Raw genomic sequence first — 11999 nt, forward strand, 5'->3', positions numbered from 1 at the left:
GATACTCTTCATTATTCCAAGAACTGGAGTTTTGGGAGCAATGCTGTTAGTAGCTTATTTGGGCGGTGCTATCGCCACACATTTGCAACATCAACAACCGATAGCAATGGCGGTTATTTTTCAGACGCTGCTTTGGATTACTGCGTTTATTCGTTTCCCTGAACTGAAGCAAAGGATTTTTTTAACTAAAAAAGTACAACAATGATGATACGCAGAAACATTTCAAAAGTAACTCAAAACCATTGGCATAATGGTTTTTTGGGAACACGACATCGAACTCCAAGGCTAAATTCTGCAATTGCTCTTATTTATCAGAATAACAGCAAGTTACAAGGCAAAAAAAATGGGACAAGTCTATCTTTTCTAGACTTGTCCCCAAGAAGTGACCCGACTGGGGCTCGAACCCAGGACCCCAACATTAAAAGTGTTGTGCTCTACCAACTGAGCTATCGAGTCTAAATAAAATAAATACCCAAATTAACTAAGAGTATCATGAAAAATAAATTTCGAACTTTTTATATATGAATCTGGAGAGATGGCTCTTTGCAGCCTTTATTTTTTACGATATTTCCAGATCAGAATGTACTATGTAATAGAACTTGTAAACGGTTTTCTCTATCCGTTTAGAGCGGTGCAAATGTATTTTGTTTTTAATAATTATAAAAATTTATTGTTACTTTTTTTTAATAAAAATCAGCTAGAGAACATAAACCTACTTGAATAGAGATGTTTAGGTTCTATTAAAATTAGTAATCGAGCCATTTAAAGCTGCCTTTATCAATACATCAGTTTAAAATGCCAAAGAGAAATAATGTGCTCATAGCAAAATATAATACAATACTTATAACATAAAAGATTTAGCTACACCTTTTAGCTGGTTGTTAGAAAACTACACAAGGTTTACACGAATTGCAGCTTTGATTGATTTACAGGTAAAACTCCTCTGAGTAAACTATCGGGCCGTTCACATGTTTCGATCCTTTTCAATAGGTTCGGGTAGTGTTCAATTTTCCAGTGATACAACAAACCATAGCCTAATACCGTATTTTAGGGTGTATTATATCAGCATTTGAGATGGTAGCTTTAATACTTCAGAACCATAGCGGAATTGAAGTATAATTTATTGGCTTTCCTAAGCGCCTTTTAAATTAGCATTGCTCCAACCATTGGACCTTTATTTTATTTAAAACTACCAAAGGAACCGAAACAAAGTAGGGCGCTTTAAGTCACTTCTCAAATACATTCATAATCTTCGTTAGTGAGATTTGCCAATGATCTGATTTTAAATCTGAGTAACTAGTGTTAGTGATGCTATTTGGGCATGTGGCGTACTTTGATCACTCTAGTAAAGCTGTTCTTTTTAATAGGTATACCCTTGAACTTTGAAAGCTGTCCTAATGAGATTAAGGATCTGCTAATAATCCATCAATTTTTCCTTATCTGAAGTCCATAGGTTGATGTTTGAAAAAGAGTATTCTATTTAATATACTTTTCTTAATGTTTTCGCGTATAATGTAACTGCACTAGTCCAGTATCGAAGCTCTTTACTGAAACGAACTCTAACAATTGTTCTGGCCTTCCATCATTGAATAGTTTTATGCCACTTCCAAGTAACACTGGAACTATTGAGATAATTAATTCATCGATTAGGTCATTTTTTAAGAGCGCATTTATGATCTCTGCTCCGCCATCACAATAGATGTTTTTTCCTTTTTCAGACTTTAATTTGCCAACCAATGCATTTAGATCACCAGTGTAAAATGTAACATTTCCTTGATCAGGCTTTTCTGTCCTTGTGATAACATAGATGGCTCTTTCGCCATTATCGTAATGGGAGTGTCCAATTTCGTTTAAGACATAATCATAGGTTTTTCGGCCGATGATTAGGGTGTCAATATTTGAAGTAAACTCAGTATACCCATAGTCTTCTCCTTTTTTTTCTACTAATTTTAAGAAGCTGAGATCATCATTTGGTTTAGCGATGTAGCCATCTAGACTCGTTGCGATGAAAAGAGATAGTTTGCGCATGGTTTCGTTGTTTTAATAATATGATAAAGATAAAAGGAGGATTACTGTTATAAAACAAATCGCATGAAATTATAGCAGACCGCTCATTTGAAAATTGACAGATTTAGAGTATAAGGCTGTAATCGATTTTTTAATTACAGCCTTAATTGAAATTACTTTACCCGATTCAGTTTACTCAACTCAACTTTAGTTTTGAAAGCTCCGAATGCTACTGTGGCAAGGGTGGCAGATAGTTTGAGAACTCTTCCTACTTTGTGTTGACCTTTTAAAGTAACATTATCTCCTATACTAAAATGTTGGACGGTATTTGAACTCGTGTCATTTTTAGATTCGTGGTGGTGGTGTTTCTCTATAGCTGGATCATTTGGTTTACCACAAGGGACTTTAATAGATTCTTTCCGCTTGTTTTCCCAATACAACTTATCTCTAGCAATCGACTGAAGAAAATTATCCATGTTAATAAAATCTTCACCAATTCTACTGGAAGCATCAGCGATGATCTCTTCGTCCAAACCTATTCTTCGGGCTACTTCAATTGCAAATGAACTTCCTGGATTTCCTATCGAAAGTTTATACATTGGACAATTGTTTTCAGAATCGTACAACATCGCTCCGTTGATTAAGCCCTTTGTTTTATAGGCAAAATTCTTCAAATTATGGAAATGCGTTGTAATCAATCCGAAACTTCCCTTATTGTTGAAACGCTCTAACAATGTTTCAGCAATTGCACCACCAATTTGAGGTTCCGTTCCGCCACCAAACTCATCGATGAGTAGAAGCGTTTTATCATCATTATGCGCTACAAAAAACTTCATATTGGTTAGATGAGAGGTATATGTGCTCAAGCTATTCTCCATGCTCTGACCGTCCCCAATATCCATAAAAATGCGATGGAAAATGCCGGCTTTTGAATCAGCTTCAACAGGGATGAGCAGGCCACATTGTAGCATATATTGTAACAATGCGACGGTTTTTAAACAAAGGGATTTACCACCCGCATTGACACCCGATACAATGAGTATTCTATTTGCTTGTGAGAGCTGAATATCCAATGGATGCGCTCGCTGGTTCTGTGCCTGAAGAGCAATGTCCAACAATGGATGAATGGCGTTATTCCATGAAATATTCTGTTTGTTTTCCAAAATTGGTTTCACTGCTTTTATACGTAAGGCAAACCAGGCTTTGGCCTGGATAAAATCAATAGCTCCAAGGAAGTCATAAGATTTTAATATTTCGTAAACCTCAGGCCTTATTAAATTGGTAAATTCTATCAGTATCCGAGCTATTTCTTTCCGTTCATCATTTCGTAATTCACTTAAGCGATTGGATGCTTCTACTACTGCCTCGGGCTCTATAAAGAATGTTTTTCCACTGCCTGAACTCTCCCGAACCACCCCTTTGATTTTCCTTTTGTTGGGAGCTGTCACAGGGATAAGATAATGTCCACCTCTCATATCGGCTTGGACGCCCCTACCCACGATGCCTTGTGATTGTGCACTACGAAGTGCGGCCGCCATAGCTTTGGTAATATCTTTTTCAGCATCTATTTTATTTTTTCTTATAGTGTTTAACAACTTAGAGGCATTGTCTTTTATTTGTCCAGACTTATCCAAAATTGAATTTGCCTTCTCTATAATTGACGGAAATGTCTTTATTTTATCTGCTAGCTTTTTGAGTTCAGGGTATTTTATTTTACCGGGCTGGTTACTAGATGTGTCATTGACAAAGACAACAATACGAACGATTGTTTCCAATGAGTTGGATAATTGCGGAATTTCCTTTTCGGATAACCAAAATGAATGATCCACTTCAACTTGTTTAAGGGAATCACGAATATCAATATAGTGTTCGTAAGGAAAACTTTCTTTGTTGGATATGATTTGAGAAAACTCATGGGTTTGTGTTAACCAACCTTCGATGGTTTGGAAATCAGTTGAAAAATGCATGCTATTAAGCTTGTCGATTCCTAAGGGACCCAAACACTTCTCTCTAATATATTCACGAACCGTATCAAAATCTATTTTATGTTCAAAATTTTCTGGATAAATATTCATCTCAAAATAGGTTTAATAGAAAGCAATCAGACTGAGTTGGTCCGAATACTTACTAGTTTTTAAAATGTAAAAAGTATTATTTGAGATTGCCCATACCGCATCCTGATACTGTCAACTTTGAGATACGGAATTCTTATTCCTTGTATCTAACAGCATCTGGGCTTCTTTATCAATGGAGAAGCAAAATGGCGATATGGTATTTATGCGGATAGAAAAAACATACTTATGTAATTCTTAGAGTGCGCAAATATATGCTTATTTTTAGAATTTTACGCTCTTTACTGGATATATGATTACGTTATCCTAGTACTGAACTGATCTACGCTATATTCCAGTATTGCTGCATAGCAATCAATTGGATTTGCAAGATAAAACCGCACAGTTAGCTCGGTGGCTACGCTGCTAATTTGAGGTTATACATGGCTAATTCAAATGATCTAATAGTTTTATTTGCTAGAATTCCCTAGATAGTGTCTGCTTTTTTTTTACGATGGTGCTTTTTAATAATACTAAATGACAATAGTTTACAAAGTATTATATCGGGTTAATTGCGTATCAAATTTAGCCCAAGAAGTATCTAAAATTCCTTGAGTTCAGGATACAACGCATCGGACGATCACTTCATTTTACTTTCTTAATGTTAACTTATATTTAAATGCTGTTGCAGTTCTATGTACTTGAACCATCCAGTCCTCCGCAGCATCTTGATCCGCACCATCTGATATATACTTTAAACACAGCAAGGGAATGTTTTCTTTCTTTGCGACCAAAGCTAAGGCATAGGCCTCCATATCGACTATATTGTATGGAGAATCAGACAGTGCCATCTCAAAACTATCTCCTGTTCCACAAATGGCTTCGGGAGTGCCATCCATTAATAATCCGTATTCAAGAATTGGAGGTAAACCTGATAATGGTGTTTTGTATTGCTCATATCCTAATCCTCTTACGTCCATGTCCCGTTGTATGAATTTGGTGCAGCAAACAATATCGCCTTTTTTGTAATAGTTACTTCCTGCTGAACCTAAATTGACAATTAATTTAGGCTTAGACTCTTGTATGGTTTTCGTCAGATTGTAGACAGCGTTTACTTTGCCAATTCCGCATATTAGGTGATTGTATTGGCTAAACACAGTGGTAGCTTCAGATTCTAAGCCGAATAGAAATAATACGTCTTTCAACGGAAAAGCGTATTTTGAGTTGATGTAAATCATTTTCGTTTTTTAACTAAACCATAGCCAACGGATTTGATAATTTATAAATTCATTCCCTTTATTTTTAATATGGGAAAGCTATGCCATGAGTTGCGACCTCCTATAGTGTAATCCTATTACAGATTTAATGGATGGATTATCTTACCATGTATATACGAAGGTTTGGGACATGTTTTAGGTAAGGCTTCAAAGATATTACAATCTCTCTTTTTTTTAAAAAAAAAATACTGTCCATGAGATATTCCTAAATATGTTTCCCCTTGTCAAAACTGTGTAAATTTTAAGCATGATCATGGCGGGTTGATAATTCTTTGGATAAATCTACTTTTATTGTTTTAAAAAAAAAAGCTTCTTTATACAAGGCGTACACCGCTGTAGCCTTGATCTGTCTTTACCGTTTCTTGTTCGTATATGCTCTAAAGGTAGTTTTGTTATAATCATTCTTTTCATATGCAGCAGATTTCTTAAGTAGGGCTTCCTCCATCAATAGGCAGGCAGCAATGCAAATGATACTTTTTAGGTCTTTATGGAAGTTTTCCATTTTACTGCATACAAGGTGATACATAAGGGTGCAGTAAGTAGTAACGGAATGACAGCAAGGTTTATACCATGCCAGCCCCAAAATTTGAGTAAGCCTCCTGCGGACAATCCTGAAAGACTGATCGCTCCGAAAACAAAGAAATCGTGAAAGGCCTGTACTTTTTCTTTTTCTAAAGGAGTATACACCTCTGTCAATAAGGTAGAACCTCCAATGTACATGAAATTCCAACCCACGCCCAATAAAATCAACGCAAATATAAAATTCAGATAACCTATTCCAGAGAGTGCGAAAATCAGATACAAAATGAAGATGATAATCCCCGACAGGATGATTTTATGCGTGCCAAACTTTCCGATCAGAATACCTGTAAAGAATGACGGTACAAACATACCCAATACGTGCCACTGAATAACATTGGCGGATTGGTCAGGAGAAAATCCGAAATGGTACATTGCCAAGGGCGTGGCCGTCATGATCATCATCATTACGCAATATCCCACGGCAGAAGAAACCAGCGCAGTTATTGTCGTCCGTTGTTTGATAATTTCCTTTAAAGGGCGTTCATGCACTTTATTTTCTCCGTTTTGGCTTTCTGTAATAGTGTTTTTCGGGAGTTTCAAAAAGAAAAGGACACCTAGGGCTGCTATACTTAAAAAGGTGATGGAAATAAAAGAGTATGCATAAGGAGTTGCACCCAAATTTTGGGTCAACTTTGCTAAATTTGGACCAGCAAAAGCGGCCGCTACACCTCCAGCAATCACAAAGGAAATAGCTTTACCTTTATGATACACTGGAACAGCATCAGCTGCAGCAAAGCGGTAATATTGTGCAAAACCTTGATGTGCCCCCACCAACATATTTCCAATAATAAAGGCAATGAACGAACTGCTCAAAATAGCGTAAAACGACAACAATCCTGAGGAGATACCAAGTATTGTACCTACCAAAAAACCTTTGCGTTGACCCACTTTGCGGATAATAAATGAGGCTGGTACCATTGTGAATGCCGTACCTACAGAAATCATTGCAATAGGTAACGTAGAAAGACTTTCTTCCGGTGCGAGCTTTAGTCCTACCATTGCTGATAAAGTCATTACTAATATAGTGCCCGATTGGAATAATGCTTGAGCAATAAATAACAGTACCACATTATTCCATTTTGTGATGGTTTTCATAAGATATGCTTAGGTATTGTGGAGATTGATAAGATTAGTAAAAGTTAAGCCATATCTTTAAACCAGATATGGCCCTTACAAATAGGATTAACGTAACTGAAGTTTTGTACCTTTTAAGCTACCGTGTAAATTCTTACATCAGGGGTGTCTTTTAAATAAGGCTTCAAAGCCGCTACGACATCGTTGTTGAACAATTCGCTTGAAAGGTAGTTTTGTGCCTGTTGCGAACTTTCAAAACCGTGTAATACCTGCACGTCTTCTGTTCTGATTAAAAGTTCTTTTGACCTTGCCCCTGCAATGGTATCCAAAAACGGTGCTTTGTACTTATTGTAAATTCCCGCAGCACTTGCTCTGTTCGAGTGGTCAATTTTTAAGGTGATCTCTAAATACGAATTTGCCATAGTTATCAAATTAATTTTTGAAGGTTAACACTTGCGCAAAGTTCCTTGTAATTGCCTCTGGAGACATTGGGTAAATAAGATAACAAATGGTATTTTTAGGAAACTGATTTTTTAAACTCTGATGGGGAAACGCCAGTGTGTTTTTTAAAATACTTCACGAAATACGAAGCGTCGTCAAAGTCTAAACGGTAGCCGACCAGACTGATGTTGAGGTTAGAATAAAGTAAAAGTCGTTGTGCTTCCAATATGATTCGTTCCCGTATCATTTGAGACGGCGTTTTATTAAGTTGTTGTTGGGTAAGCTCTGATAAACTCCTTGACCATATGTACAGTAGGCGGGCATATTCTGCTACGTTATAACCTTTCTTATAATTTTCATCTATAAGATGGATGAACTTCATAAGCGGTTTTTTTTCTCATCAAATACAGGGGAAAAAGGGTTGGCAGACTTCTCAAATTTATTTTTAATGCGCTGTATCTGAATGAGAAAGGATTTTAGATAATTGCCCAATAACAGCTCCTTACCAAAGGCTTCTCCATCTTCCAGCTCGTGCTTTATCTGTGAAATGTATTGATTCAAAATACCTTCTGCATCTGTACCGATACAGCAATAAGGCTCTAGACAAGAATTATTGAACAGGTTTTGATTCAAGAAAAAATCTAAAGCACTTTGATCTTGCGCTAAAAATAGCTGGTTGAAATGCAAAAGTTCTCCGTTGTAATGAGTATTCTCGTCAAAGTAATGAACTTGGTTGGGAGCAACGAAAAATATCGCATTATCAACAACATCATACGTCTTGAAATCAACACCGTGTTTTCCCGTTCCATTTTTGAACCAAATAACCTGATAGAAGCTATGAATATGTGGTTTTATGGCCTGACACTGATTCGTTTTTAGGTACTTGTTTAAATCGTGTAAGACAAACTGGGGTTTGTCTGGCTGGTACTATTTAGATGATATTCACTTATTACATTCAATTTTTCTTTCAGTGTATTTTTCTACTTCGAAACTATTCTAATCGACTAATCTACAAAATTAACCAGATTCTTCCCTACATGGGCGAGGGTACCGGCTGTTCTTGCTGGTAAATACCGTTATTTTTCTGATTTGTCCACTATAAATTATCCTTAGCGGATCCTCTGGCTGCTCAAATACCTTTTTCTTGAATATTTCAACGATGGATCCACTTGAACCTTTTTTGAAAAAAAATGTAAAATTGCGTTTGGACTTTCTTTAAGTAACCACAACATTAAAATGAGCCGCTGACTAAAGTATTTTGATCCGTACACAAAAACTAGCCACTGGTAGATACCCTAAATTTGCATTGTATTGATTTAAATAGCACTATTATGGTCATTGTTATCACAGGAGCAACCTCAGGTATTGGATCAGAGGCTCTAAAGCGTTTAGCCAAAGTATCGGACAGCAAAATTTACGTGGGTGCACGTGGAAAAGCTCGCGTGGTACCTACAGGTGTTAGGGTAATTCCCTTAGAGCTTTCTTCTTTAAATAGTGTTCGAACTTTCGTAGATGCTTTAAAGCGGGAATTAGGTGGTAGGAAAGTTGATGTTTTAGTTTTAAATGCGGCCATTCGGGCAACCGATCCCTCTCATCTGAGTGAGGATGGCTTTCAATTAACTTTTGCGACCAATCATTTAGCGCATTATCTGTTAGCAAGATTATTGTGGCCCCTGATGGAGGATAATGGGAGAATTATAATCACCACCAGCGATACGCACGACCCCGAAGTGGTTCCGTTTGGTCCGAAGACTCTGAACCCGATGGATTTGGCGTATCCGAATACCAACAGTCCCAAAGGAATGCGATTTTATGCATCAACCAAGCTTTGCAATATACTCACGGCTCGCTCGCTTGAGAATCAACGTAGGAAAGAAAGTAAGGACATTCATGTTATCGCCTTTAACCCGGGCTTAACTGGAGGAACTTCACTTATGGGCAAGCAATCGCCTTTTATGAAGGCACTGGTTAGAATAATGATTCGTCCATTATTTTCAATAGTGAGTATATTTGTTCCTTTTTTGTATGTCGGAAAACCAGAGCGAGCGGGAAACATTTTAGCCGAATTGGCTTTGGGCAAAATCGTACCTCCTGCAGGGAAACTATATGCATCCTTAGTGAGAGGTAAACTGGAATTTCCTGATCCATCTGCATTGGCATTGGATAATCAAGTCAGCGATTTGCTATGGAAACAGAGTGCAGAAATGGTAGATCTTACAGCGTAAATTAAAAAGAAATGAAACGATTATGGGGAGCCTTTCGAACGAAATATTGATTAATAGATTTGTATTCTCAATAGGAGCAGACAAGCCAAAAGAATCCGATCGGTTTCTTTCTGATAGTGTATTAGCCATGCAAATATCCGGTGATTTAACCCTTGAAACGAACCACGATAAAATTACAATGAAACCCGGTAATTTTCTTTTGGCTTGCAAGCATCAGTTTGTGAAAGTTACCAAATCACCTTCCCAGACGCAGCAGCATAAAGCAATTCTATTGACACTCGATGAGGAAGTTTTAAGAAATTACGCTTTAGAGAATGGTATCGTAAACGTGGAAAAATATAACGGCCCCCGCAATATTCTATTAACAGAAAATTCTTTTTTAAAAGGCTTTTTCGCATCGTTAATGCCTTATACCGAAAATTGGTCAAATGAAAAATTAATTCAAACGAAAATTAAAGAAGCTATCCAGCTATTGCTACTTGTCAATCCCGGGCTTGAGAAGTTTCTATTCGACTTTTCTGAGCCCTATAAAATTGATTTGGAAAAATTTATGTTATCAAATTTCCAATTTAATGTTCCGATTGAGCATTTTGCAAAATTAACGGGTAGAAGCCTTGCTAGTTTTAAACGCGATTTTCAAAAAACATTTGGTTTACCCCCTCGCCAATGGCTACAAAGAAAGCGATTAAATGAAGCTTATCTTCAAATCGAAAAATACCATAAAAAGCCATCTGCCATTTATTTAGAACTTGGATTTGAGAGCTTGGCGCACTTTTCTGATTCATTCAAGAAGATGTTTGGGGTTTTACCATCTAAACTGCCTCGAAAAGAATAATTAAAAATAGTGGTTTAATATTCACGAAATCGAAAAAGGAGGATCTGCAAGTCCGCAATTACCTTCTTAACCTGCCAATGCTACTTCTTGTCCATTCTTCGTTTAAGTTAATACCCAAGTGCCCCAAGAAATATTGTACGGTTCATCTTCCAGTTTCTCAATTGCAAAGCAGGTCTGATAGAAATTGTCCAAGTCAATGCTAAAGGCACTTTTAAAGTATTGGACGACTTCCTCTTTATATGGTTGTTCCCCGCTATCACCATATTTCTATCGTTTAATTATTCAGTAATTAGATAAATTACATCTTCCGCATTTGTATCGTTATGGATCCATATTTCTTCCATCGTGGTTACTCCTTCTAGGAATATGCCTTCTTCTTCCAGTCTTTTAATAGCTGCGGAGCGATCTACCTGTAATACTTTAAAAGCATCATCGATCGGAGCTGTTATGATCCTTTCCAAAAGGATCGTATCCACCCGAGGATGGAGTTGTTGCTGAAGGATAAACAGTACGGATATGACCGCTACGGCCAAGGCGGCAGGAATAAAAACACCTTTTTTGAAATGGAATCTCAGGGCTTTCCAATTAATTAGGATATGAAAAATAGCACATATAATAAAAAACACCCCTAACATTTCATGAACAACTTCCGTATAGCCATCAAATAAATGAAAAAGCATCAATAATCCTGATAGTCCCACTACAAGGAAAACCAACGAAATAAAGGGGGTGATATAGTTTCTGTTCAATTTCATACTACCAAGTTTTGTTTAGTTAAATTTTGAAAATCTGTTTTCAATTTCAGTTAACCACTTTACACGTTTTTCCTGACTAACTGACTTTACCATATTATAGCTAATCCACTTTAGATTTTTGTAACCCATAGTTTTGAATACACTTTTAATCATCACTTTCTTGATTAAATTTCCAATAAGCAGGGAATACATTATTTTGGGTTTGTTCATCGTAGTGATGAGCGTTACGCTATTTAGGTTCTTTAATAGCGGAATTAATCCGAAACCTCTCGGGTGATGATCATACGCCAGTCCAGGAGATAGTACACGGTCGATAAACCCTTTGGTGCAGGCAGGCATTATGTCCCACCAGATCGGAAAAATGAAAATTAGGTGGTCCGCTTTTTTTAATCTCTCTTGGTAGTCCATAACCTTTGGGTCCACAACATTGTGTTCTACAAATGCTTTAAGGTCTGCGGCAGACATAGCGGGATTGAAACCATCTCTATCAAGATGTATTAGATCCACTTGGTGGTTTCCCTTTTTAAGTCCGTTGGATACCGCCTCTAGAAGAGCGTTGCAGTAACTTCCTTTGTAAGGATGATTGAATACGATTACCATTCTCATTTTTTACTGATTTCTTACAGTACAAAATTGATAAGGTTAAGCGGTATGTAGCGATAACAATTGTTAATAAATGATTTAGAAATTAAAATCTGTTTCATTTTCTGCTCAATAAAACAGGTGTAATCTCCAAAAAGGTTACAGTGTCA

The 11999-nt window shown here is 36.9% G+C and carries 12 protein-coding genes, 1 tRNA gene and 1 pseudogene; 3 read left to right on the forward strand and 11 right to left on the reverse strand.

The window, feature by feature from the left end; genetic code table 11:
• A partial coding sequence (locus VKY50_RS12340; RefSeq protein WP_324302117.1) for a DoxX family protein occupies positions 1-205 on the forward strand: 205 nt, incomplete at its 5' end.
• A gap of 178 nt (positions 206-383) precedes the next feature.
• Here the strand turns inward: VKY50_RS12340 and VKY50_RS12345 are convergent.
• The 9 genes and pseudogenes from VKY50_RS12345 to VKY50_RS12745 form a co-directional block, all read right to left on the reverse strand.
• Positions 384-456: transfer RNA gene (locus tag VKY50_RS12345), tRNA-Lys, on the reverse strand.
• Between the two features lie 1038 nt (positions 457-1494).
• On the reverse strand, positions 1495-2028 hold the full coding sequence (locus tag VKY50_RS12350; protein WP_324302118.1) for a dihydrofolate reductase family protein: 534 nt from the start codon (positions 2026-2028) through the stop codon (positions 1495-1497).
• 152 nt (positions 2029-2180) lie between these two features.
• Positions 2181-4082: an endonuclease MutS2 gene (locus VKY50_RS12355; RefSeq protein WP_324302119.1), complete on the reverse strand. Its 1902-nt coding sequence runs from the start codon at positions 4080-4082 to the stop codon at positions 2181-2183.
• 626 nt (positions 4083-4708) lie between these two features.
• A complete protein-coding gene (locus VKY50_RS12360) occupies positions 4709-5296 on the reverse strand; it encodes a 5'-methylthioadenosine/S-adenosylhomocysteine nucleosidase family protein (RefSeq protein WP_324302120.1) in 588 nt (195 codons plus the stop codon).
• Between the two features lie 516 nt (positions 5297-5812).
• Positions 5813-7012: an MFS transporter gene (locus tag VKY50_RS12365; RefSeq protein ID WP_324302121.1), complete on the reverse strand. Its 1200-nt coding sequence runs from the start codon at positions 7010-7012 to the stop codon at positions 5813-5815.
• Between the two features lie 113 nt (positions 7013-7125).
• Entirely contained in the window at positions 7126-7413 is a 288-nt protein-coding gene (locus VKY50_RS12370) for a hypothetical protein (RefSeq protein WP_324302122.1), read from the reverse strand.
• 95 nt (positions 7414-7508) lie between these two features.
• A complete protein-coding gene (locus tag VKY50_RS12375) occupies positions 7509-7814 on the reverse strand; it encodes a helix-turn-helix domain-containing protein (RefSeq protein WP_324302123.1) in 306 nt (101 codons plus the stop codon).
• On the reverse strand, positions 7811-8119 hold the full coding sequence (locus VKY50_RS12380) for a hypothetical protein (protein WP_324302124.1): 309 nt from the start codon (positions 8117-8119) through the stop codon (positions 7811-7813). The genes VKY50_RS12375 and VKY50_RS12380 overlap by 4 nt, the downstream gene beginning before the upstream one ends.
• An 81-nt stretch (positions 8120-8200) precedes the next feature.
• Positions 8201-8287: pseudogene (locus tag VKY50_RS12745) on the reverse strand (hypothetical protein); the annotation flags it as partial.
• Between the two features lie 476 nt (positions 8288-8763).
• Between VKY50_RS12745 and VKY50_RS12390 the strand changes: the two are divergent.
• The gene (locus VKY50_RS12390; RefSeq protein WP_324302126.1) at positions 8764-9657 is read left to right on the forward strand and encodes an SDR family NAD(P)-dependent oxidoreductase; all 894 of its coding nucleotides are present in this window, start codon (positions 8764-8766) and stop codon (positions 9655-9657) included.
• 46 nt (positions 9658-9703) lie between these two features.
• A complete protein-coding gene (locus tag VKY50_RS12395) occupies positions 9704-10492 on the forward strand; it encodes a helix-turn-helix domain-containing protein (RefSeq protein WP_324302127.1) in 789 nt (262 codons plus the stop codon).
• Positions 10493-10770: 278 nt separating this feature from the next.
• Here the strand turns inward: VKY50_RS12395 and VKY50_RS12400 are convergent, their stop codons facing one another.
• Positions 10771-11247, reverse strand: coding sequence for a DUF4405 domain-containing protein (locus VKY50_RS12400; RefSeq protein ID WP_324302128.1), 477 nt, complete (start codon positions 11245-11247; stop codon positions 10771-10773).
• Positions 11248-11262: 15 nt separating this feature from the next.
• Positions 11263-11853 (reverse strand): NAD(P)H-dependent oxidoreductase, encoded by a 591-nt coding sequence (locus tag VKY50_RS12405; protein ID WP_324302129.1) that lies wholly within the window; start codon positions 11851-11853, stop codon positions 11263-11265.
• Positions 11854-11999 lie beyond the last annotated feature (146 nt).

The organism is Galbibacter sp., assembly GCF_035306585.1.
In the GTDB taxonomy this organism is placed as follows: Bacteria; Bacteroidota; Bacteroidia; order Flavobacteriales; family Flavobacteriaceae; genus Galbibacter.

Bases quoted from the DNA above. Each gene is read 5' to 3' on its own strand.
- VKY50_RS12350 (WP_324302118.1), bottom strand. From the start codon at position 2,028: ATGCGCAAACTATCTCTTTTCATCGCAACGAGTCTAGATGGCTACATC.
- VKY50_RS12355 (WP_324302119.1), bottom strand. From the start codon at position 4,082: ATGAATATTTATCCAGAAAATTTTGAACATAAAATAGATTTTGATACG.
- VKY50_RS12360 (WP_324302120.1), bottom strand. From the start codon at position 5,296: ATGATTTACATCAACTCAAAATACGCTTTTCCGTTGAAAGACGTATTA.
- VKY50_RS12365 (WP_324302121.1), bottom strand. From the start codon at position 7,012: ATGAAAACCATCACAAAATGGAATAATGTGGTACTGTTATTTATTGCT.
- VKY50_RS12370 (WP_324302122.1), bottom strand. From the start codon at position 7,413: ATGGCAAATTCGTATTTAGAGATCACCTTAAAAATTGACCACTCGAAC.
- VKY50_RS12375 (WP_324302123.1), bottom strand. From the start codon at position 7,814: ATGAAGTTCATCCATCTTATAGATGAAAATTATAAGAAAGGTTATAAC.
- VKY50_RS12390 (WP_324302126.1), top strand. From the start codon at position 8,764: ATGGTCATTGTTATCACAGGAGCAACCTCAGGTATTGGATCAGAGGCT.
- VKY50_RS12400 (WP_324302128.1), bottom strand. From the start codon at position 11,247: ATGAAATTGAACAGAAACTATATCACCCCCTTTATTTCGTTGGTTTTC.
- VKY50_RS12405 (WP_324302129.1), bottom strand. From the start codon at position 11,853: ATGAGAATGGTAATCGTATTCAATCATCCTTACAAAGGAAGTTACTGC.